The organism is Polymorphobacter megasporae (assembly GCF_018982885.2).
Taxonomy (GTDB): domain Bacteria; phylum Pseudomonadota; class Alphaproteobacteria; order Sphingomonadales; family Sphingomonadaceae; genus Polymorphobacter_B; species Polymorphobacter_B megasporae.
On record NZ_CP081848.1, the window covers coordinates 2,305,527 to 2,327,349 of the forward strand.

A 21,823-nucleotide genomic window follows, 5' to 3' on the forward strand; every position below is an offset into this window, starting at 1 on the left:
TCATCGGGCGACGTTGGACCGGTTCTGGGGCCCGCTGACTGAAAGTTGGCTTTCTACGACCGTTTGTCCGGAAGCCGTCGGACTGCTCACGGCGCCTTTCCGACCATCAGGTGTCGCCTGAATTGACGAATGCTGTCGGGAAGAGTGTACCCTGCGTTGGGTCCGATCCAGCTTCGGGCCGGATCGGCGCTAGGCGACGATCGTGGTTATTTTCTTTAACGATGCTTGTAGACCTTTAGTTAATGTTCTAGCCCTGCAATAAGTTTTGCGGGGGACTCAGCATGTCGGTTTTAAAGTTCTGTGTAATTGCAGCCTGTTTGATCGGTGCCGGTGGGGCATCAGCGACGGTCGTGTCCAACAGCGTGCTTGGCGACCTCAGCGGCAGTTTCAACGGTGGGACGGTCAACGCCACGACGACGACCGACAAGCACGGCACCAAGACCACAGTAAGCGGGCCGAGCGGCTCGGCCAACCGGTTGTCGGCGACCTCGAGCGGCAACTGGTACCAGAGCGACGTCGGCGGCGGCGCGACTGTTGGCATCACCGACACCTACCAGCACGGTGCCAACGGCTCAGCGTATTTCAACACGATCGCCACCGCCAGCAAGGCCGACCTGCGCTACAACTTTACAGCTCCGGTCGCGCTGTCGAGCCTGACTTCGATGTCGTACGACGTATACCGTGACAGCACCAGCAGCACCGGCAATCTGTCGATCGTGCCGACGATGCGGCTTGAACTGAATAACAACGGCGCCTTTGCCGGCTCGCTGATCCTCGAGTTCTTCTATCAGGGCCAAACTAACCCGCTGCTCGACACGTGGAATCACGTCGCTGCGACCCAGACCAGCGGGATCTTCTGGACGACCAACGCCGCGATCGGCACGATTTTCGCCGGTGCAAACGGCGGCCAGCAGACTCTGGCGCAGTGGATCGCTAGCAAGCCCGACGCTCACTACGAAGTCACGGGCGTGACAATCGGTGCCGGGTCCGGTTGGCCGGACGGGTTTACCGGCGCGATCGACAATGTGCAGTTCGCTTTTGCCGGCGGCCCGTCGAAGACATTCGACTTCGCCGCAGGTGTCCCGGAGCCTGCTGCATGGGGGTTATTGATCGTCGGTTTTGGCATGGTTGGCACCGCGGTTCGCCGTCGTCGCGCGGTGGTTTTCTCTTAAGAACAGACGCGTCTGATTTTTAGGCGCGCAGCCTGTGTGGCCTTCATGCCGGGGGGACGAGTGAGGGGCCCCCGGGTTCCTCCCGCCACAACGTAGGCCGTGGAGGGGCAAATACACGCCGGCCGCGAGCAAGCCTTGGGTCGTTCAACAGGGCCGCCTTGGGCATGGTTACTTGGATCGAACGCAGATCCAGGGGTTGCGCGAATAGGAAAGGCTCGCAGCTGGCGGCATGGGCGTTTGCGGCCACGAACATTGCGGCGCAGCGGATATGACAATGGCCTTCACGAGCCTGCCCCCCATTTCGCTTGAGCAGCAATCAGCAGGTCCACCACGGCGTCCTTGGGCCGGTCCCACCGGCTCGGCAGGTAGAAGTGCTTGCCGCGCGGGTCTTTGGTATATTCACGAAAGCTGATCACCCAGTCGGTCTTGAAGTGGTCGAGGGTGAAACTATCCACATCCCGCCAGCGCCAAAACCGCTTCACTCCGAGACCCACATAACCCAGCCCCTCCGGGGCGATGGTCAGGCGAAAGCCCATCTTGCGGATCGCGAACCCAACGGCGAGGACCCAAAGTCCCACTAGCTCTACGATCCCGCCGATCAACGCGATGTGGGTAACACTCCAGACGACGATGCCGGCCACCATTGCCATCAGGCCCGCCACGATCATTATCAGCGGAAGTCCTTTCGGGCCGATCAGCACGATCGGCGTCTGGTCGAGATCGAGCATCCGGTCCTTCCTAGCTTCGTGATTTTCAGGTGAGGTCGATCAGCACCCCGTGCTTGACCGCTTTCGCAGCATGAAGATACCGGCAAGCGTATTGACGCCTCGCAAACCGACCACGAAAATGGCCAAGCTGTTTAGCCTACCTCAGATCGTTGCGGCGTTGATCGCCTGCGCGTCCGATTTGGCGTTGGTCGTGGTTATGGTTTTTAACAGAAGCTTTCTCATCGCATTCTATCAGCAGGTCGGAGCCTTAGTCCCTCATTCGTGGAGATAAGCGTCCAAACGAGAATGCTCTTGCGATCCGCCCCGACGACGGCACACGCGCGCCGCTCGCTCATCCCCCGCGTCGCCTGGAGACGCGCGACCGCCTCCCGCTTTGCGGCGGGCGCCACCATTTTTTGACAGCAGGTCCTTCAACCCCGCGTTGTGAGCATCGTGTCCGCCAGCAGCCGCTTAAGCCGCGCGTTCTCCTCATCGAGTGCCCGCAGCCGATTGGCATCCGACGCCTCGAGGACACCAAATTTGGCCTTCTACGCATAATAAGTCGCGCTCGACATCGCTTGCTTGCGGCACAGCTCGGTCTACCACCGCGCCAGCTTTGGCCTCCTTCAGGATGCCGATGATCTGCTCTTCCGAAGACTGCTTCCGATTCATCTGTCCGTACCTCCAATGGGTCGGACTCTGGCTCCAGATGGAGGAGAAAATGGGGGGTCACGTCACCACCGGTCGCCCATGAGCTGCCAATACGCGAATGACCCCCCACAAGGAGAACGGTCATTGTGCGCACCGCTCGCGCCACGTCAGCGGCTTGACCTCTGGGCCATGCCCCGCACAGTAAATGCACTCAGCCAGGAAAGCCCGCTCGCGCACCTCGTCCTCGACCGCGATCGCTGTCCACTAGCACCGCCGGTTGGCATCCCAGCGATAGCCGCGCCGCCTGATCTTGCACTCGAAAGGACACCTGGCCTTCGCAGACCTGTGATCATGAAGTGGCTGGGGAAACCGGTACCGTCGTAATTCGGACCGTCAACCGTTCATCGTGATCGGCAAACCTTCAAAAATCTCCGTCACCGGCCGCAATAAGCAGGCAACGGAACCGTCGCCGAGCCCGCGCGCTGGCGCCACTCACCGGTGGTCGTGCGGTAGTATTGGCCTGGCGCGACGCGGTTGGCGAGAAGCTGGCAGCCCGCGGCGGCGGCCACGTCGACGACTGTGACCCCGGTCTTTGCGGCGGCCGCGTCGGTGTAGACCGCGCGTCGCTGGATGTTGATCTGCCCGACGTGCTTCGCCAGGTCGGGGCTTCCGCCGCGGATACCGAGATAGCCGTCCGCTTGTTCCCCGACGGTGCCCGCATCGCGCGCGGCCTCGACCACGGGATCGGCGGCCTGGGCAAGTGCCGGCGCGCCGATGCCGATCAGCGTCGCGAGCAGAATGGCGGTTCGCACGCAGGCCATCAAAAAATTCCCGGGTTTTTCTTGATCAGGTCCTGCACGTCTTTCTCAAGCCGGACGACCACTTCCTGACGGATATTGACGTTGAGCGTAATCTCGATCGGCTTGTCCGGAGCGCGGAGCTGAATACAGCCGGCGAGCGGCACGATTAAAACGAACAGAAATCCAGCGCGGCTCATTTGCATGGATCCTTCTATCATGTGACGCGGACTATCCCACCGCCAATTTATCCGGCCTGAACCGCTATTCGACGGGCTTTGCGGAGCGGATCACCGCACGCGCGTCGCTGAACGAGGCGGCCGTGCCCAACAGCAGTCGAAAAGGTGCTCGCACCGTCACGCCGAACTTGAACGGCAGCCCTGTCGCGCGCACCGGCAGTCGGCTTCCTGTCTGAAGGGGGGCTTCGTTGGTGCCGGTGAAATCGCTCGCCGTCACGATCTCCGCGTCGAGGTCGCCATCGAGCCGCAGCGTCAGCGTCCGGTAACGCAACCGTCGGAGCGCGTCGAAGGCAAGCCGCCCGGCCGCGCCCATGCTGGCTTGGCCGACCTCGCCGACATATTGGAGAAGGCCGCCGCCGTCGCGAGCTGTGAGAACGCCACCAGCAATGCGTCCCGCCGAACGCTCGAAGACGAGCGGCAAGACCCCGTCGAATTTGCCGGTGGCGCTCAGGTTCTTGATTTGAAAGCGCTGCAGGAATTGTTCAGCATCAAGACCGTCGACGTCGACCGTAAATGTCCGGTGGGGCACGTCGGCGCGGAGCACGGTCGGCTCGACGGTCATCGTGCCGCCGGTAAACGGCCATGCAAGCCGCTCGATCGCCACCGCGTTGCTATCGAGAAGCTGAAAGCGGACCGAAATGTCGTCGATGGCCACGCCTGGATCGAGCGCGGCGATATGTAACGTCTGGTGGGGCGGGGTGTGCAGCGAAGGCAGATCGTCGAAGGCGATGGTGCCATCGATGCCCGTCACCGGGCCGAGCGCCGCGGTGGCCAGCCCAACGCCCGCCAGTTGCACCGTACCGACCCCGGTCACCTTGTCGGCGGCAATCTCCAGACCTGCCACGGTGGTCACCGTCCCCGCGACGTTCGCCACAAGTCCGCGCACAAGGCCGCTGATGTCGACCGGTTGCAGCGCCGGGGTGAAGGTCAGCGTGGACGACAGCGCGGCATGACCGGTGCTTCCGGCGAGATCGTAGAAGCCCATGACCGTCGCCAGTCTTGCGCCATTGGCCAGCTCGACGGTTGCGCGACCAGTCAGAGCCTGGTTCGCGAGGCGACCGTTGACGCCGGTCAGATGCAAGGGATTGAACGCCGGGGCAGGGCGCGGATCGGTGAACGCCACTTCGGCATCGTCGAGCGTCAGGACGCCGTTCGCCAGCTGCCAGCGCCCGCGACCGTTGCTCGCGACCCCGAAGGGGCCGACGGCCCGCAGCGCCGATATCGCACCTGTTCCCGTCCACCCGGACAAGGTCCGCTCTGCGCGAGCGTTGAGACGCGCGCCAACGCGCCACGGGTCGGACACGACGGTAAGATCGACGTTCGACACAGCGATTTCGGGAACTGCGAGGGTGCCACCGATACGGAGGCCAAATCGCCCTGCGCTCGCCGTGAACGCCCGCCCACCTGCGGTACCGCGCGTGCCCAGACCGTCGACCGTCATCGCTGCCGCGACATGCGTGCCATGCAGCGTGGCAAGCGGTCCGCGGCGGGACGGGCAAAGCGTCGCGGCGGTTGCGCCCAGCTGCGTCGTCGTGAGGGTGGCACGATCGAAGCCGATGTGCACGCAGCCGGTGCCGATCGCCACGCCGGACTGTCGATCGAACGCCACATCGAGCGGCAGCGTCAGGCCATCGACGCGCCCGCCGTCGAAACCGCTCGACACCCGCAGCGTTCCAGCGGTGGTCGTGTGCCCCGCTGTCACGTCGAAGCGACCGCCGGTCAGCTCGAGCGCGTCGCCACCGTCGCGCCATGGTCCGATGGCGACGAGCCCATGGCCGCCTTTGGCGCTTCCCGCGCCAGCGATGTCGATCGCGGGGAGGCCGCCTCCCTTAACGGTGACCCGACCGTCGAGGGTGATCGTGTCACGCGTCCATTCGATACCGCGGCCGGTAAAGCGCAATTCCGCGTCACCCGCGCCGTCTGCCTTGAGGTCGGAAATGCGAACGCGCACCACGGGTGCAACATCCCCGTCGACGTGAGCGAGGACGTCGATCCGCCGCAAGGCGGTACCGGCGCGAGTGACGAGCTTGGCCGCGAGCGTTGGCAGTCCCACCCGCGACGGCAATAGCGCGATGAGTGTCGCGGGTTGTACGGCGTGTGCTGCGACAGTCGCGTCGATGTGCACCGCGCTGCCGGGTGCGAGTTGCAACGATCCACCTGCCTTCGTTGGGCCAGCTCGGTCGGGGCCATGAATGAGACCCGCGAGGCCGCCGGTCCAGCTGCCGTGCAGTCCGGCGGGCGGCCCTTTAAGCGCGGCGTCGATCGCGAGCCCTGAAAGCGTCGTACCCGCTGCTTGCACCGTAGGGGCCGTCAGGCCGGCATGCGCAGTCAGTCGGGTAAAGGCGAGCGGCGCGGCGACCGCCAGCGTCCACGCCGCGGTTGGCACGGTCGCCTCGCGACACAACGACCGCACTAGAAGGCCTTGGCCGGCAACCGCAAAGTCCCGCGCGGCAGTGGTTATGGTGAAGAGTGCCTCTGGAACCGTCGCGCTGCAGTTGGCCCATTGCAAGGCGACGGTCGCCGTCCGTGCCGTCGCCCGGAAATCACGATCGAGTTGGCCGGCTGCGTCGACCCGGGCGTCGATCGTTCCTGCCGGTGTCAGCAGCGTAACTGCTGCATCGGCGGCGTCGAGCCGAAACGTGGGAAATCGCGTCGAACGATCGGGCGGGATCAGCCGATCAAGACTACCGAAGCTGACGCCGCCGCCATCCGCGTGAACCTTGAGCATCGCACCGTCGAGGCGAAACCCAGCGATCAACGGGCGAAAGGCAGACCATTTGAAATCGATTACAATCCGACGCGCCGTAAGATCGGGCGATGCTCCGGGACCCAGCCGGACGTTGTCGAAGACCAGCCTGTTGCGCTCGACAGTTATCGTCTTGGCCGCGGCATCGACGCCTTTCGCCGCGAGGTATTGGAGGACGGCGGCATCGGTCACCGGCGCGCGGGCGATCCACAGCGCGGTCAGTCCGAACGCAGCGATTAGCAGCGTCGCGCCCGCGAGGCGCAGTATGAAGCGAGAGCGATAGGAAGCGGCCACGTTGCCAACTCCTCCAATCGCCGCAGCGATTCAAGCGCGAAGCCACGCCGCCACGTTTCGCGCGGCGCTTGCTATTCGCCGGCCAAGATCGTCGCGGCGCTTTCCGAGCGATGATTCAACAGCGCATGATCGAACTCCTCGGTGTAGGCGCGCCAGCATCCACGACCATCGCGCTTGGCTTGGTAGAGAGCCACATCCGCTCGTCGGAGCATTTCGGCTTGGTCGACGAGCCCGCATCCCGGAGGCACGACACCGATCGAGGCGCCGATGTGGGCATCTTTGCCCATCAGCGATGGCAGGTCCGACGCCTCGTGTATTATCTGCTCGCATATCGACCCGACGACCGAGCTGTCTGAAATATCGGTCAGCAGTATCGCGAATTCATCGCCACCAATCCGGGCGACCGTATCGGTGGGACGAGTCAAGGCCAACAATCGATCGCTGAAGTCGATGATAAGATTATCGCCGGTAGCGTGCCCATAATTGTCATTGATCGCTTTGAAGTTGTCCAGATCGATCAGCATCAGGGCATTGCTGCCAGATCTCCTCGACACAGCGTCTTCGATACGATTCCAGAACAATATTCTATTCGGCAAGCCTGTTAGCGGATCGTGGAGGGACAGGTTTCGAGCGTGTTCTTCGGCTTCGCGATAGGCCGTCACGTCGGTGAGAACTGCGATCAGATAATCGATATCGTTGACAATTATCCGTTGCTTGCGTGTGATCAGATACCGGACATTTCCATATGCGTCGGTCAAAGGCTCTTCGCTTTCGTCGATCGCTTCAGTCGAAAAAACCCTGTCATCGGCCTCATGAAAAGCCCGAACTTCGTCAGGAGTGAAAAGATCTTCGGCACGTTGCGCGATCAGAACTTCACGAGAACGCTGGAAAAGTTCACAAGCAAGATTGTTAACCATAATCAAGCGATGATCACGATTTTTTACGATAACCGGATTCGGCACTAACTCTATGAATACCTGCAGATCAATCAGATCGCTCGCCGACATCATGCGCGTAGCTCACGTTTCAAAGGCCAGACAACTTGAAGGAAACTTTAGCAGCACTGTTCGTGGAGCGAAACGCTGGTGATGGCCAGATTTGAATTCGTCGTCGGATCACCACCCAACCGGATCAGGCGATGATCCCATCTCGATCAGTGCCTGTCGCCAGCACCGATAGCGGCAGCAGATGAAAACGGCCCCGGCGCAGGAACGCCGGGGCCGTTTTGCTGTCGTGCGGTAAGATTACATCGGGCGCGTGTAGCGCGACCTTTCGGCAGCGACCTCGTCAGCCGAGTAGGCAGGAGCCTTGTCGTCGAAGCCCGACCAGCCGTTTTCGCGATACGCCGAGCCGCGGGAAACCGCATCCACGGCGTTGTAGCGGCTAAACATCGTGACCGCGCTGTCGGCCATCGCGTCGGGCACCTTGGCGCTGACCAGCGTGCTGCCGCGGCGGACACCTTCGGAGTAGACGTGCGCCTCCTCGTCGGTGTGGCCCGAGTTCTTCAGCGCGCCGACGATGCCGCCCGTCGCTGCACCGCCCGCCGCGCCGATCCCGGCACCCGTCGCGGTTGCCAGCAGCCAACCCGCCGCGACGACCGGGCCAAGCCCCGGGATCGCCAACAGGCCGAGTCCGGCGAGCAATCCGCCGGCGCCGCCGAGCAGCGCGCCCGTTGTCGCGCCGCGGCTGACATCGCCCATGTCATCGGCATGGGCCACCGCAGTTGCGGTCTCGTGGCCAGCGACGGCGGCCGTCGTGCCGACGTCGTTGTGGCCGCGGATGGTGCCGCCGTGCGTGCCGGTTGCGTCGTTGGCGACGATGCTGATGTCGCTATGCGGCACGCCCATTGCTTCGAGGTCGCGCACCGCGTTTTCGGCGTCGCTATAATTGTCGAACAGGCGCGTGAGGGTCTTGGTCATGTGTTCTCTCCCAGGAAACGGCGCTTAGCGCTCGGTGATGTTGCCTTTGAAATCGAGTCCGACGGTGACACTCTTGCCGGCCTTGGTCGCCGGACCGGTCCAGACGCCGTCGGCATCTTTCGTCAGGCTCGATGCCGAATAGCCGGCCTTGGCGAGGCGGTGGATCGCCTGCTTCTCGGTGAACGAGTTGCGGCCCTTGGTCGCCGACGTCGTGGTGTGCGGCGCGCTGTCCTTGATCGCCGGGTTGCCGACGTTGTTGGTGGCTTGCGCAAGCGCCGGTCCCGCAGCGAGCGCGACGATGCCGAAGATGATGAAATGACGACGCATTATATCCTCCGTTAGTGGACTGGTTGAACGACACGGTGTGGATTGCGGACGCACCGCTGGCAGAAAATGTTACTGCGCCCGATCGTCGCTGGGGGCGACGACCGTGGTCGGGTCGCCGGACAGCGATTTAGCCTGCAGTTCGTAGCGGATCGCCATTTCCAGATGGATGGCGCGCACCCGATCGTCTGGAGCCTGCCCGGCAAGTGTCCGCGCTTCGCCCGCGCGTCTGGTGAAATATGCTCTTCGATCTTCCGCCACGACGTGCACCCCTTTGCGCGAAGCGGACGCCGGTGGTGCCGGCGTCCGCTCGCATGATCGACTAGTTGCGTAGCGAACCCCGGCGCACGAGGTTGACGATCCCGAGCAGGATCACCGCGCCGAGGAGCGACACGGCGAACGTGCCGAGCGTCAGCGGCGAGTTGTTGATCTCTCCACGGTCGAGGATCAGGCCGCCGAGAAACGACCCGACGATGCCGACGATGATGTTGACGATCACGCCATTGTTGTCGCGCATGATCAAGCCGGCGAGCCAGCCGACGACGCCGCCGATGATGAGCCAGACGAGTAATGATATCATGTTGAGCCTCCAGTTTGCTTGAAGGCGAGATAGGGCTGCGCGGCGAGCGCCCAAAGATGCAGGTTAACCAGTTTGATTAGTGCATTTGCACCATTATCGAATTCTTTTCGGTATTTTTGGGCGCGGTCGACCGCCGCAGTTAACCCGGCGACCCGTTACCGCGACGCTGCGTTGTGCGCCAGGCCGCGCTCGCGCGCCCAGACGATCGCCGCCCCGCGCTTGTTGACCCCGATCTTGCCGTAGATGCGCGCGACGTGATTGCGCACGGTGTTCCGCGACAGGCTGAGGTCAGACGCAATGGCGTCGTCGTCGAGCCCGCGGCAGACGAGTTCGAGGACCTGGCGTTCGCGCTTAGTCAGCTCGGTGTCGGTATCGTCCGCCAACGTTTGCTTGGGCGCGCGCAACGTCGCCAGCTTTTCGACGACGTTCCGGCTGAACCAGGTCGCGTCCTGCATCACCGCATCGAGCGCGGCGACGAGCTCGAGCTCCGAATGGCGGCGCTCGGTGATATCCTGCAACACCCACAACACGCACGGATCGTCGCCGACCGAGATCGGCGCGGCCGAGACCAGGCAGTCGAGCAAAGTGCCGTCCTTGGTGCTGACGCGCGCGTCGACGCGGCTCAGCCGTCCGCTCGCCAGCAGGTCGCTTTCGAGGCGGCGGCGGGTCGCGGCGGTGTCCCACAGCGTCAGGTCGCTCGGCGTCTGCCCGATGACGCGGCTTTCGTCGTGCCCGGTCATCTCGTGGAACGCGGCGTTGGCGTTGAGCAGACGGTGGTCGCGGAGCGAGGCGACGACCATCGCAACCGGCGCAAGCTGGAACGCGCCCGAGAACCGTTCCTCGCTGTGCCGCAGCGCCCGCTCGGCCTGCCGCCGCGGTTCGAGGTCGGCGAAGGTGAACAGCATGCATGGTTCGTCGCGGAGGACGATCGTCTGCCCGGCGATGATGACGAGCTTGACGCTGCCGTCGGGCAGGTCGAGCTCGGCCTCCATCTGCGGAATCGTTTCGCTTTTGGCCAACCGCTGCTTGGCGCTATCGCGGTCGGCGGCGTGCTTGAAGATATCGAACTCGTAAAGCGAGCGCCCGACGATCGCGTCTTCGTTGAACCCCGTCATCTCGAGGAACCCCTGATTGGCGCGGAGGAAACGCAGGTCGCTCAGCCGGCAGATCAGCGCCGGGGCCGGGTTGGCGTTGAACGCCTGCTCGAAATCGCGCTCGGCGACCATCTGCGCGGTGTCGTTGCGGATGATCAGCGCGAGGCATTCGGCGTGGCCTGCGCCATCGGTCAGGACGAGGCTACGGATCCGATGCACCCATTCGGGACCGACCTTGCCCGCGCGCGTGACCTCGACGGTCACCCCGTCGAAGGCCTCGCCCGCCATCGCCCGGTCGATCGGATATTTTCCATGCGCCAGCGGAGCATGGCCACGCTTGCTGAGCACATACCGCTTGCGAAAATCGCTGACGCTCGACCCGAGATCGCCAAGCGTTTGCGCGCCGTGCATCGCCAGCGCGGCATCGTTCGCCCACAGGATCGTCTCGTCGGGTGCGAGGAGGACGATGCCCTCGTCGAGGTTCGCGATGATGCTCTGCAGATGATCGAGGCTGGCGGCCTCGCGGAGCCGGGTGATCGCCTTGATGCTGCTTTTGGCCATGCCATCTCCGAGATCGTACGAACCGGAAGTTTGCGGTCCACAGGGGTCGAACGACTTCCTCGGTCCGTGTCTGCAAGGATATGAACCGCGGTTCAATGATACTTGTCGGTCGACCCGGTCTCGCCGCGGACAATCAGGTCGCGTGAAAACAGCAAATTGCGCGTTTCTGTGCTGCGACGACATGCACGATGGGTCGTGAAGCAGCGTCGGGCATTATCCCGCTATGCATCCGATCCGTCCCGAACCCACCCGTCCCGGTCAGGAAAGCGTCTGGGATTTTCCGCGCCCGGCGATCGTCGAGCCTACTTCGGCGCACATCGTGATCCGGGTCGGAGCGGTGATCGTCGCGGATACCCGCCGCGCGATGCGCACGCTCGAGACCAGCCATCCGCCAAGCTACTATATTCCGCTCGAGGATATCGCGCCGGGCACCTTGGTGCCGGCGGAGGGCTCAAGCTTCTGCGAGTGGAAGGGACACGCCCGATATTTCGACGTGATCGCGGACCGCGAGCGTCGGGAGCGGGCGGCGTGGTCGTACCCCGACCCGACGCCGCCCTTCGCGATATTGCGCGACCATGTCGCCTTCTATGCAGCCGCAATGGACGCCTGCTTCGTCGACGGCGAACAGGTCGTCGCACAGCCCGGTGGCTTCTATGGCGGTTGGATCACTTCGGCGGTCGCGGGGCCGTTCAAGGGCGTGCCCGGGAGCCGGTTCTGGTGACCGAGCCGCTTGTCACGCCTGACGGTCGCTACATCGTCGTGCGCGGCCGGCTTTGGCGACGTTACGACCCTAGCCTCCCGAGCGACCGGCATCAGGCGCTGGTCGACGACCTCATGACAGCGCGTCGCGCAGTCGGTCGAGCGCTCCGATCCGACCATGCGGCGCTCTCTGACGCGCGCGCCGGGGTCGATGCGGCCAAAGTCGCGCTCGGCGAGCGAGGACCTGTCTGGTGGGCGGACGGCGCGCCTGATCTGACCCGCCGCATGGCCCGCAATACTGGATACGCAGAATGGTACGCCAATGCGGTGCTTGCATCGTGACCGGCTTCGACCTTCTGCCTCCAGGGTCATTCGACAAGGTCGACAGTGGCGACGACCTCGCCTTCTACGCGCCGCCGCGCTTGGTTACGCATATCGACGAGGTTGCGGTCGCGGCCCTGACCGCTTTCTACCGCGAGTTGCTGCCGAATGACGGCCGCATCCTCGACCTGATGTCGAGCTGGATCAGCCACCTTCCCGAGGATCGGCGCTACGCGGTGGTCGGCCACGGCATGAACGCAGCGGAGCTTGCCGCTAACTCGCGCCTGAGCCGCTGGTTCGTACAGGATCTCAATGCCGACCCCGCGTTGCCGCTCAGCGACGGCGCTTTCGAAGCGGCATTATGCTGTGTCGGCGTTCAATATCTCCAGCGTCCTTTCGAGGTCTTCACCGACGTTCGGCGTGTTCTGTCACCTGGCGCCCGGTTCATCGTCAGCTACGCCAATCGCTGCTTCCCGACCAAGGCGGTGGCGATTTGGCGATCGCTCGACATGCGCCAACAGGCGTCGCTCATCAGCCTCTACTTGGAACGCGCCGGTTTCACCGATGTCGAGGCGTCCATCCTTTCTGACGGCTCGCAGGGCGATCCGCTCATCGCGGTCGTGGGTCGCGCCTGAGAATTCGGTACTATGTTTGCGGAGCTGATGCACGGCCCCGGCAAGGCTGCACGGGCCAAGGGAGCGCAAGGAAAGGATTGTGCGGGTGTCCGGGCGAAACTTCTAACGCGCGACTACCGACGCGAGTTAATGGCAGGACCATGATGCCGACCTTACCTTCGACGCGCAAAGTAGGGCAGGGCCGGTCGACGCCGGCACGTCGCTAGATGGCGGTCGCTGACCGACCCAGCCGCGGCGGCGTGCCGCCGCCACCGACCACATGGCGCGAGCGGATGGGCGCGCTGCGGAACCTGCCGCCCTTCCTGGCGATGGTGTGGCGCACCAGCCGCTTGCTCACCGCGACCACGCTTGGCGTGCGGCTGCTGCGCGCGCTGCTGCCGATCGCGACGCTCTTCGTGGGCAAGCTCATCATCGATGAGGTCGTTCACCTCGATCGTCTCGTTACCCGCCCAGCGGACCTCACCGAGTGGCTCCATTCCGGACTACTTGGGCGTCTGGAGGTGTTGCTGCTCGCCGAATTCGTATTGGCGGTCGCGTCCGACCTCCTCGGCCGGCTGGTGTCGCTGATCGACGGCCTGCTCTCCGACCGAGTGAGCAACGATGCCAGCGTCCGCCTCATGGAGCACGCCGCCACGCTCGACCTCGCCGACTTCGAGGACGCGGCGTTTCAGGATCGCATGGACCGCGCGCGGATGCAGGCGAGCGGACGCATGTCGCTGATGGGCCAATTATTCGGGCAGGCGCAGGATGTCATCACCGTCGCGAGCTTCGCTGCCGGCTTGGTCGTTTACGCGCCCTGGCTGATGGTGCTGCTCGCCGTCGCCCTCGTGCCGTCATTCCTCGGTGAGGCCCACTTCAACGCACTCAGCTACGCACTCAGCTACATCCGCACGCCGCAGCGGCGCGAACTCGACTACGTCCGTCAGGTCGCGGCGAGCGCGGACACGGCCAAGGAGGTCAAGATCTTCGGCCTCAGCCCGTTCCTGATCGATCGCTATCGCACCATCTCGCGCGACACTTATGCTGCAAGCCGGCGGCTCGCGCTGCGCCGCGCCGTGTGGGGCTCCGGCTTTGCCGCCCTCGGCACGATCGCCTATTACGCCGCATATGCTTACATCGCGTGGCGCGCGGTGACCGGCTCGCTGTCGATCGGCGATCTTACCTTTCTCGCCGCCTCGTTCCTGCGGCTGCGCGGCTTGCTCGAAGGGCTGCTGACGGGCTTTTCGTCGACCGCGGGGCAGGCGCTCTACATCGACGACTTATTCTCGTTTTTCCGGACAGTACCCGGGATCAGCTCGCCCGCGGACGCATTGCCCTTTCCGCATCCCATACGAGAGGGCTTCATCTTCGAGGACGTGGGGTTCCGCTATCCAGGCGCGGACCGCTGGGCGGTGCGTCACCTGTCATTTACCCTGGCGCCGGGCGAAGTCCTTGCGCTGGTTGGTGAAAACGGCGCGGGCAAGACGACGCTCGTGAAGCTGTTGGCCCGTCTTTACGATCCGGTCGAGGGCCGTGTGCTGCTCGACGGGCGAGACTTGCGCGACTACGATCTCGGCGGCTTGCGGGCTGCGATCGGCGTGATCTTCCAGGACTTCGTGCGCTACAATTTGCCCGCCGCCGACAACATCGCGGTGGGCCGGATCGAGGCGCGCGGCGACCGCGAGCGGATCGAGGCCGCCGCCGTCGCCGCGCTGGCAGACGACGTGGTCGCCAAGCTCCCCGACGGCTACGATCAGATGATCGGCAAGCGCTTCCGCAACGGCGTCGACCTGTCGGGCGGCGAGTGGCAGAAGATAGCAATCGCCCGCGCATACATGCGCGACGGCGAGGTGCTGATCCTCGACGAGCCCACCGCCGCGCTCGACGCGCGCGCCGAATACGAGGTGTTCCAGCGGTTCCGCGAACTCAGCGCCGGTCGTTCGGCCGTGCTGATCTCGCACCGCTTCTCCAGCGTGCGCATGGCCGACCGCATCCTCGTGCTCAGTGACGGCCGCGTGGAAGCATCGGGCACGCATGCCGCGCTGCTCGCCGCCGGCGGCCGTTATGCCGAGTTGTTCGAGCTGCAAGCGGCTGGCTATCGCTGATCCGCGCGGCGGATCACACCTCGGCCGCTGTCGCCATCCTGGGTGCGCCTGTTAGACAATCCGCTCGAGCAATGTCGTCACGCGACATATGCCTGTCGATCAGAAACCGCTGTCCTACACCACGCCCGCCTGCATAAATTGCGCGGATGAACGAGGCTAACTTTACCTTTAAGTACCGCGCTGCCGCGCGAAACAACCGTAACGGTACAGTGGCGGGGAGATGCGAGGGTGACGTGGCGTCAGGTTCGTCAACTTTGTCCAGTTTGCCTGACACTTGCGCGAACCGGAATGGCATATCGTTCACCGGCGGCCATCTCCGACTCCGGCACGACGTCGACCTCGACCTTGAGCGTCTGGCTCCCCGGGCTGAGGACGATGCCGTCGATCGGGGCGACGTCCGAATAGTCGCGGCCGACGGCGAGGACGATGTGATCCTGCCGGGTCAGCACGGCGTTGGTCGGATCGAAGCCGATCCAGCCGTCGGTCTCGCCGCACCACACCGAGACCCACGCATGCGTCGCATCTGCGCCGGCGAGGCGCGGCCGGCCGGGCGGCGGGTTGGTTCGCAGATAGCCGCTGACATACGCCGCCGACAGCCCAAGGCCGTGCAACCCCGAGATCATGATATGCGCGAAATCCTGGCACACGCCGCTGCGCGCTTCGAATGCGAGCGCCGCCGGGGTCGAGACCGTCGTTGTCTCGGGGTCGTATTTGAAATCGGCGTACATCCGCTCCATCAGGTCAGCGGCAGCGGCGATGATCGGCCGCCCGGGAGAAAAGCTGATCCGGGCATAGTCGGTGATGGCGGTGACGACCGGGGTGCGCCGGGTCGGATAGAGATACGCCGCTGGTCCTTCGGTGCCGAGCACACGGGTGCCGAACGCCTGCGCACGCACGGCTTCCCACGGCGCGCTGTTGTCCCGGTCGTGGTCCGTGCCAGCGCCGACGTCGACGCGCGAATGCCCGGTGATGACAAGTTCGCTGTGCGCCTTGTCGATGACGATCGTCTGGGTGCGCTCGCCGAACGGGCCATCGCGCGTCAGGGTTGTCGATGGTTCCGGCGTCACCGTCACAAGGCTGTCGAGCAAGGTCTGCGTCGCGGTGGTCGCCGGCGTCAGGCGGAGCACGCAGCGGGCAAAACCGACAGGCTTCTCATAGACATAGGTCGTCCGATGGTTGATCGTGTAGATCATCCCATGCTGGCGAGCTTGATCGTCGGGACCGCGCTCGCTCCCTGCAGGAAATAGCGATCGGCGATGGCCCCCGACAAACGCATCAGGGTGCGCTCGAACTCGAGGATCTTCGGGTCGTCGAGATGCGCGGCGTCGCTGGTCTCGACCTCGGTCGCGAGCGGCAGCAGGATGCGATCGGGTTCTTCGAGCATGCCGTCGTCGAGCAGCGCGGGCAGCGCGTCGAGATGATCCTTGAGCGCCTCTACCTGGAACGCCAGCGAGCGGGTATTGAAGCTATCGAGCACGACCATGTCGCGCACAGGGACCAGCGCCAACCCGACGAGGTAGCGCGAGCGATAGGTGATCTGGCTGTCGACGAGGTCGAGGAGCAGGTCGAGATCGTCGGTCGTCGACGTCTCGGTCGCGAAGGTCCGCGCCATCCGGCAGGCATTGATGCCGCGTTCGATCCGCCGGCCCATGTCGAGGAATCGCCATCCCGCGACGCGGATCATGTTCTCCTGTGCCAGCCCCGACAGCGCCGCGAGAATCTGCAGCGCGCTTTCGATCTGCTGGAGCGCCTCCGCTTCCGAATGCGGTGTCCGGTCGGTTTCCGCCAGCTCGGTCTCGAGGTTGAGCAGCAATGCCCAGAAATCGGCCGACAGGCGCTCGCGCATGCTTGCGGCGGTGCGCCGTGCGGCCCGGACCAGATAGATGACCGAGCCATACGCCTTCTGATCGCGCAGCGTATCGCAGGCCGCCTCGAGCGACCCTCGGCCCAGCGCGGTCTCGTCGAGCGCCCCCCAGTCGATCAGCAATTTCTGCAGGCCGGCCAGCGTCTCACCGCTGGTGTGCGTCGCCGACTCCGATGCCATCAGACTGGTACACAAGCTCCGCGCGAGGCGCAGCGTCGCCTCGGCGCGCTCGACGTAGCGACCAAGCCAATACAGATTGTCGGCGGCGCGGCTCGGCAGATGGCCGAGTTTGCGGCGGACGGCGACCTCGTCCTTGGCGGCGAGCAATGTCACGCGTTCGACCGGCTGATCGTCGATCACCCAGACATCGGCGGTGCACGCTTCGTCGCCCATCGAGATCGCCCGTGCATCGGTGCGGTCCGACGTCCGGCAGAATCCGCCCGGCATGATCTTGAAGCCATCGGCGGTCCACGCTGCGTAAACGCGGAGGACGAAAGGCGCGGCCTTGAGGTGGTTGTCGCGCAGGACCGGCATCGTCGAGAGGCGGACGACCTCCTGACCCACGTAGTCGCCCGGGCGATCGCGGAGGCGGGCGCGCAGATCGTCGCGCTCGGCCGCGGAGAGATCGGCAAAAAGGCGCGCCTTTGGCGGGCTTCCGTCGCCAACTCCGTTGAACGCCGGACCAATCACCAGCGAATCGAGATTATGGTGGACGCGGTCGGCCTCGGCTGCCTGGCCGCACCACCACGTCGCGATATTGGGCAGCTTAAGCCCTTCGCCGAGGACCTGGCGGCACAGCTTGGGCAGGAAGCCGAGCAACGCCTTCGATTCCATCACCCCGGTGCCGGGCATGTTGACCATCGCGACGCCGCCCGCGCGAATTGCTTCGAGGATCCCCGGCGTGCCGAGCCGCGACGCGCCATTGAGTTCGAGCGGGTCGAGGAAGTCGGCGTCGACGCGACGCAGGATGACGTCGGCGCGCTTGAGCCCAGCAATGGTGCGGACATAGACCTTGCCGTCGCGGGCGACGAGATCGGCGCCTTCGACGAGCAGGAAGCCGAGGTAGCGCGCGAGATGCGCCTGTTCGAAATACGTCTCGCTGAATGGCCCCGGCGTCAGCAGGCAGATGCGCGGATCGCTGCGGCTGGCGCTTGCGGCGAGCCCTTGGCGCATGCCGTCGAAAAACGGTGCGAGGCGCTGGACGTTCATTGCGTTATACAGCGCCGGATAGGCGCGCGACAGGACGAGGCGGTTCTCGAGCGCATAACCGCCACCCGACGGGGCCTGCGTCCGATCATCGAGGACCCACCATCGGCCGTCCGGCCCGCGACCGAGATCGGCGGCATAAATCTGCATCTGGCGGCCGCCCGGCGGCCTGACGCCGCGCAGCGCCCGGATGAAGTCGGGGCTGCCGCTCAGCGCGGCGGCAGGCAGCGCGCCGCTGTCGACGAGGCGACCCGCGCCGTAGACGTCCTGGAGGATCATCTCGATCAGGTTGGCCCGCTGCTCGACGCCCTCAGCGATCTGCGCCCATTCGCGATGGCCGAGGATGAGCGGGAGCGGGTTCAGCGGCCAGCTGCGCTCGTTTTCCTCGCCGTAGATCCGGTACGACACCCCGGTGTCACGGATATGCCGCGTTGCGAGGGCGAAGCGGTTGCGCGCCTCATCGTGGTTGTATTCGGCAAACCCGGCGAGGAACCGCAGCCAGTCCGGCCGCGGGCGGCGCATGACGTCAAACAGCTCGTCGGGTACGCCGGACAGCGTCCGGTAATTCCGCAGCCACGACGACAGCCGCGCCGCCGATGCCGGGTCGAGGTCTTGCGGCTCGCGCGGTGCGACCGACGCTTCAGTGGCCACGGAAGCGTCGAAGGTCGAGCGTCAGCGGAAACTCGGGCGTCGACTTGAGCGGCGGCGGCTTGATGATGCCGGGCGTATGACCATTCTCGTCGAAGCGCGCTTTGCGCCGCGCCTGCGCCTCGTAGAAGTTGACCGGGAAGGTCTCGTAGTTGCGCCCGCCGGGGTGGACGACGTGATAGACGCAGCCGCCGATCGAGCGGTTGTGCGCCCGGTCGATGATGTCGAATGTCAGCGGCGCGTCGACGTCGTGGGTCGGGTGGAGGCCGCTGCGCAGCTTCCACGCCTTGTAGCGGACCCCGGCGACCGCCTCCATCGAGTTGCCCGTGGCGGTCATCGGCAGCGCCCGGCCGTTGCAGGTGATGACGTGGCGCTCGGGGTTGAAGCCCTCGACGAGCACCTGCAGCCGCTCGACCGAGGAATCGACGAAGCGAACGGTCCCCGAATTCGACCCCTCCTCGCCCATGACGTGCCACGGCTCCAGCGCGTGGCGCAGTTCGAGCGAGACCGGGCCGTACTGGACCCGGCCGTGGACCGGGAAGCGGAACGCGCGTTGTGCCTCGTACCACTGGCTGTCGAAGGCGTAGCCGGCGTTGTTGAGGTCGGCGAGGACCTCCTTGAAATCCTCCCAGACAAAATGCGGCAGCATGAAGCGATCGTGGAGCCCGGTTCCCCAGCGTACCAGCGCGCCGTCCTGCGGTTTGCGCCAGAACCATGCGATCAGCGCGCGGATCAGCAACTGCTGCGACAGGCTCATCCGGGCGTCAGGCGGCATCTCGAAGCTGCGGAACTCGAGCAGCCCGAGGCGGCCGGTCGGGCCGTCGGGCGAGTAGAGTTTGTCGATGCAGATCTCGGTGCGGTGGGTATTGCCGCTGACGTCGGTCAGCAGGTTGCGCAGCAGCCGATCGACGAGCCACGGTGCCGGACGCTTGGCCTTCGGCCCGGGGATCATGTTCAGCGCAATCTCGAGTTCGTACAGCGCGTCGTGGCGCGCCTCATCGATCCGCGGGGCCTGGCTCGTCGGCCCGACGAACATGCCGGCGAACAGATACGACAGCGCCGGATGCCGCTGCCAATAGATCAGCAGGCTTTTCAGCACGTCGGGCCGCCGCAGGAACGGCGAGTCCGCCGGGCTGACGCCGCCAACGACGACATGCGCGCCGCCGCCGGTGCCGGTATGGCGCCCGTCAATCATGAACTTGTCGGCACCGAGGCGAGTGACGCGCGCATCGTCATAGACGCCGTTGGTGATGTCGACCGCCTCGCGCCAGTTCGCGGCGGGCTGGACGTTGACCTCGATCACCCCGGGGTCGGGCGTCACCTTGAGGACGCCCATCCGCAGGTCGGCGGGCGGCGGATAGCCTTCGATGCGGATCGGCAGGCCCTCGGCGGCCGCTGCAAGCTGGGCGATCAGTTCGAGATAATCCTCAAGCCGAGAGATCGGCGGCATGAAGACGTACAGCACTCCGTCGCGCGCCTCGACGTTGATCGCGGTCCGAACTGCTGGCGGTTTGCGCGACGCATGCTTGTGCTTCGCAGCCTTGGGCGCAGCGGCAGGCTCGACCGTGCTGAAATCGGGCAACGTCTTGCGTTCGACATATGGGTCGAGCGGGACGATGTGCGGATAATCCTTGTCGTCGAGCGCCGGCAGTGTGTCGAGCGGGAGTCGCAAACCGAGCGGCGAATCGCCGGGAATGACGAACAGCCCCTCGCGAGTGAACGTCCACGCTTCGCTCAGCCAGCCCTTGCCCTCGGACTTGCCGAACGACCGGCGCAGCGGCAGGACGTATCCAACCGTTTTCGAGAGGCCGCCCTGCATCGCCCGGCGCAGCCGTGCGCGCGCAAGCGGCTCGTCGATCGCCGCCGTGTCGAGGTCGAGATTATCGGGGAGGTCGCCCTCGGTCTTGATGAAGTGCAGCGCGTCTTCGCGCGCCGGAATGACCATCGCCGGATCGACGCCGAGCCGCGTCGCCAGCCGCGTGATCAGCGCCTCGGCATCGGCAGTGGTGACACCCGCCTCGACGCGCAGCGGATCGAGCGTCACTTCGGGCCAGATCGGCAGGCCGTCCTTGCGCCAGTACAACCCGAGTGCCCAGCGCGGCAGCGGTTCGCCGGGGTACCATTTGCCCTGGCCGTAATGCAGCAACCCGCCCGTGCCGAAGCGGTCCTTCAAGCGGTGGAGCAAGGCCTCGGCGATGATCGGCTTGGTCGGTCCCGACGCGTCGATATTCCATTCATCGGCCTCAAAGTCGTCGATGGAAACGAAGGTCGGCTCGCCGCCCATCGTCAGCCGGACATCCTGCTTCTGCAGTTCGGCCTCGACCTGCTCGCCGACCGCGTCGAGCGCGTCCCAGTCGACATCCTCGAACGGGCGCGTGATCCGGATCGGCTCGACCAGCCGCGACACCGTCATCGAGAATTCGAAGTCGTCGGCGGGGCGGCTCGCACCACCGGTGATCGCCGCGGCCGAGCGGTAGTGGGGCGATGCCGCGAGCGGGATGTGGCCCTCGCCGCAAAGCAATCCCGACGTCGCGTCGAAGCCGATCCAGCCGGCGCCGGGGATGTAGACCTCGGCCCAGGCGTGCAGGTCGGTGAAGTCGGTGCGGGTGCCCTGCGCCCCCGAAACCGGGTCGATGTCCGCCTTGAGCTGGATCAGATAGCCCGAGACGAAACGCGAAGCGAGCCCCATCCGGCGGAGCAGCTGGACGAGCAGCCACGCGCTATCGCGGCACGACCCGAGCGCGAGCGCGAGCGTTTCGTCGGGGGTCTGCACCCCCGCCTCCATCCGCACGGTATATTCAACCGCGCGGGCGATCTGCGCGTTGACGCCGACGACGAAGTCGACCGTGCCTTTGCCGTCGAGATCGAGGCTGGCGAACATCGCTTCGAGCAGCGGACCGTCGTCATCGACCGCGAGATACGGCGAGAGATCCTGCGCAAGCTGCTCGGGATAGCTGAACGGCAGCGTCGTCGCATACGGCTCGACGAAGAAGTCGAACGGATTGATCACAACCATCTCGGCGGTCAGGTCGACGACGATGCTGAACTCGGTCGTCGGCTCGGGGAAGACGATGCGCGCGAGCCAGTTGCCGTGCGGGTCCTGCTGCCAATTGATGAAGTGCGCCGCCGGCGTCACTTTCATCGAGTAACTCGGGATCCGCGTCCGGGTATGGGGAGCCGGGCGAAGCCGTACCACGTGCGGACCGAGCGTAACCGGTTCGTCGTAGCGGTAGCGGGTTACGTGGTTGAGGGCGGCAATGATCGACAGGGCATTTACCGTAT

Annotated in this window: 18 protein-coding genes and 1 pseudogene; 5 read left to right on the forward strand and 14 right to left on the reverse strand. The window is 65.0% G+C overall.

Translation table 11 applies throughout. The features are described from left to right. Window positions 1–350: 350 nt before the first annotated feature. On the forward strand, window positions 351–1,172 hold the full coding sequence (locus KTC28_RS22810; RefSeq protein WP_255601931.1) for a PEPxxWA-CTERM sorting domain-containing protein: 822 nt from the start codon (window positions 351–353) through the stop codon (window positions 1,170–1,172). A gap of 281 nt (window positions 1,173–1,453) precedes the next feature. Here KTC28_RS22810 and KTC28_RS10935 read toward each other — a convergent pair whose 3' ends face one another. The 11 genes and pseudogenes from KTC28_RS10935 to KTC28_RS10980 all read right to left on the reverse strand — a co-directional run bounded on the left by KTC28_RS10935 (window position 1,454) and on the right by KTC28_RS10980 (window position 11,084). Beyond that, window positions 1,454–1,900 (reverse strand): hypothetical protein, encoded by a 447-nt coding sequence (locus tag KTC28_RS10935; RefSeq protein WP_216710373.1) that lies wholly within the window; start codon window positions 1,898–1,900, stop codon window positions 1,454–1,456. Window positions 1,901–2,184: 284 nt separating this feature from the next. Further along, a pseudogene (locus KTC28_RS22815) lies at window positions 2,185–2,551 on the reverse strand (transposase); the annotation flags it as partial. A 413-nt stretch (window positions 2,552–2,964) separates the two neighbouring features. Next, window positions 2,965–3,351 carry a YdbL family probable chaperone protein gene (locus tag KTC28_RS10940; RefSeq protein WP_216710372.1) on the reverse strand — a complete coding sequence of 129 codons (387 nt, stop codon included), beginning with the start codon at window positions 3,349–3,351 and terminating at the stop codon, window positions 2,965–2,967. Continuing rightward, a complete protein-coding gene (locus tag KTC28_RS10945; RefSeq protein ID WP_226895938.1) occupies window positions 3,351–3,527 on the reverse strand; it encodes a YnbE family lipoprotein in 177 nt (58 codons plus the stop codon). The genes KTC28_RS10940 and KTC28_RS10945 overlap by 1 nt, the downstream gene beginning before the upstream one ends. Before the next feature lie 64 nt (window positions 3,528–3,591). Beyond that, window positions 3,592–6,606: an intermembrane phospholipid transport protein YdbH family protein gene (locus KTC28_RS10950; protein ID WP_216710370.1), complete on the reverse strand. Its 3,015-nt coding sequence runs from the start codon at window positions 6,604–6,606 to the stop codon at window positions 3,592–3,594. 71 nt (window positions 6,607–6,677) lie between these two features. After that, a complete protein-coding gene (locus KTC28_RS10955; protein ID WP_216710369.1) occupies window positions 6,678–7,616 on the reverse strand; it encodes a sensor domain-containing diguanylate cyclase in 939 nt (312 codons plus the stop codon). 234 nt (window positions 7,617–7,850) lie between these two features. Further along, a complete protein-coding gene (locus tag KTC28_RS10960; RefSeq protein ID WP_216710368.1) occupies window positions 7,851–8,525 on the reverse strand; it encodes a general stress protein in 675 nt (224 codons plus the stop codon). A gap of 24 nt (window positions 8,526–8,549) precedes the next feature. Further along, window positions 8,550–8,852, reverse strand: a complete 303-nt coding sequence (locus KTC28_RS10965; protein WP_216710367.1) for a hypothetical protein — start codon at window positions 8,850–8,852, stop codon at window positions 8,550–8,552. Between the two features lie 69 nt (window positions 8,853–8,921). Continuing rightward, on the reverse strand, window positions 8,922–9,110 hold the full coding sequence (locus KTC28_RS10970; protein ID WP_216710366.1) for a hypothetical protein: 189 nt from the start codon (window positions 9,108–9,110) through the stop codon (window positions 8,922–8,924). 61 nt (window positions 9,111–9,171) lie between these two features. Further along, window positions 9,172–9,426 carry a GlsB/YeaQ/YmgE family stress response membrane protein gene (locus KTC28_RS10975; protein ID WP_216710397.1) on the reverse strand — a complete coding sequence of 85 codons (255 nt, stop codon included), beginning with the start codon at window positions 9,424–9,426 and terminating at the stop codon, window positions 9,172–9,174. Window positions 9,427–9,584: 158 nt separating this feature from the next. Next, window positions 9,585–11,084 carry a PAS domain S-box protein gene (locus tag KTC28_RS10980; RefSeq protein ID WP_216710365.1) on the reverse strand — a complete coding sequence of 500 codons (1,500 nt, stop codon included), beginning with the start codon at window positions 11,082–11,084 and terminating at the stop codon, window positions 9,585–9,587. Between the two features lie 223 nt (window positions 11,085–11,307). Here KTC28_RS10980 and KTC28_RS10985 point away from each other — a divergent pair, with 223 nt between their 5' ends. The 4 genes from KTC28_RS10985 to KTC28_RS11000 all read left to right on the forward strand — a co-directional run bounded on the left by KTC28_RS10985 (window position 11,308) and on the right by KTC28_RS11000 (window position 14,823). Continuing rightward, the gene (locus tag KTC28_RS10985; protein WP_216710364.1) at window positions 11,308–11,805 is read left to right on the forward strand and encodes a DUF427 domain-containing protein; all 498 of its coding nucleotides are present in this window, start codon (window positions 11,308–11,310) and stop codon (window positions 11,803–11,805) included. After that, window positions 11,802–12,125, forward strand: a complete 324-nt coding sequence (locus KTC28_RS10990) for a hypothetical protein (RefSeq protein WP_255601933.1) — start codon at window positions 11,802–11,804, stop codon at window positions 12,123–12,125. The genes KTC28_RS10985 and KTC28_RS10990 overlap by 4 nt, the downstream gene beginning before the upstream one ends. Beyond that, entirely contained in the window at window positions 12,122–12,739 is a 618-nt protein-coding gene (locus KTC28_RS10995; RefSeq protein ID WP_255601934.1) for a class I SAM-dependent methyltransferase, read from the forward strand. The genes KTC28_RS10990 and KTC28_RS10995 overlap by 4 nt, the downstream gene beginning before the upstream one ends. 272 nt (window positions 12,740–13,011) lie before the next feature. Continuing rightward, window positions 13,012–14,823 carry an ABC transporter ATP-binding protein gene (locus KTC28_RS11000; protein ID WP_255601935.1) on the forward strand — a complete coding sequence of 604 codons (1,812 nt, stop codon included), beginning with the start codon at window positions 13,012–13,014 and terminating at the stop codon, window positions 14,821–14,823. Window positions 14,824–15,071: 248 nt separating this feature from the next. On the opposite strand, the gene KTC28_RS11005 is transcribed toward KTC28_RS11000, so the two are convergent. Genes KTC28_RS11005 through KTC28_RS11015 form a run of 3 tightly spaced genes read right to left on the reverse strand, consistent with a single transcriptional unit; the run spans window position 15,072 to window position 21,809 of the window. Then, the gene (locus KTC28_RS11005) at window positions 15,072–16,016 is read right to left on the reverse strand and encodes a transglutaminase family protein (protein ID WP_216710362.1); all 945 of its coding nucleotides are present in this window, start codon (window positions 16,014–16,016) and stop codon (window positions 15,072–15,074) included. Continuing rightward, the gene (locus tag KTC28_RS11010; RefSeq protein ID WP_216710361.1) at window positions 16,013–18,544 is read right to left on the reverse strand and encodes a circularly permuted type 2 ATP-grasp protein; all 2,532 of its coding nucleotides are present in this window, start codon (window positions 18,542–18,544) and stop codon (window positions 16,013–16,015) included. Before KTC28_RS11010 ends, KTC28_RS11005 begins: the two co-directional genes overlap by 4 nt. Next, window positions 18,534–21,809 carry a transglutaminase family protein gene (locus KTC28_RS11015; protein WP_216710394.1) on the reverse strand — a complete coding sequence of 1,092 codons (3,276 nt, stop codon included), beginning with the start codon at window positions 21,807–21,809 and terminating at the stop codon, window positions 18,534–18,536. The genes KTC28_RS11010 and KTC28_RS11015 overlap by 11 nt, the downstream gene beginning before the upstream one ends. Window positions 21,810–21,823: the final 14 nt, after the last annotated feature.

What these genes read in the sequence shown, in the direction of transcription:
- KTC28_RS10935 (WP_216710373.1), bottom strand. Translation starts at nt 1,900, where the DNA reads ATGCTCGATCTCGACCAGACGCCGATCGTGCTGATCGGCCCGAAAGGA.
- KTC28_RS10940 (WP_216710372.1), bottom strand. Translation starts at nt 3,351, where the DNA reads ATGGCCTGCGTGCGAACCGCCATTCTGCTCGCGACGCTGATCGGCATC.
- KTC28_RS10945 (WP_226895938.1), bottom strand. Translation starts at nt 3,527, where the DNA reads ATGAGCCGCGCTGGATTTCTGTTCGTTTTAATCGTGCCGCTCGCCGGC.
- KTC28_RS10955 (WP_216710369.1), bottom strand. Translation starts at nt 7,616, where the DNA reads ATGATGTCGGCGAGCGATCTGATTGATCTGCAGGTATTCATAGAGTTA.
- KTC28_RS10960 (WP_216710368.1), bottom strand. Translation starts at nt 8,525, where the DNA reads ATGACCAAGACCCTCACGCGCCTGTTCGACAATTATAGCGACGCCGAA.
- KTC28_RS10965 (WP_216710367.1), bottom strand. Translation starts at nt 8,852, where the DNA reads ATGCGTCGTCATTTCATCATCTTCGGCATCGTCGCGCTCGCTGCGGGA.
- KTC28_RS10980 (WP_216710365.1), bottom strand. Translation starts at nt 11,084, where the DNA reads ATGGCCAAAAGCAGCATCAAGGCGATCACCCGGCTCCGCGAGGCCGCC.
- KTC28_RS10985 (WP_216710364.1), top strand. Translation starts at nt 11,308, where the DNA reads ATGCATCCGATCCGTCCCGAACCCACCCGTCCCGGTCAGGAAAGCGTC.
- KTC28_RS11000 (WP_255601935.1), top strand. Translation starts at nt 13,012, where the DNA reads ATGGGCGCGCTGCGGAACCTGCCGCCCTTCCTGGCGATGGTGTGGCGC.
- KTC28_RS11005 (WP_216710362.1), bottom strand. Translation starts at nt 16,016, where the DNA reads ATGATCTACACGATCAACCATCGGACGACCTATGTCTATGAGAAGCCT.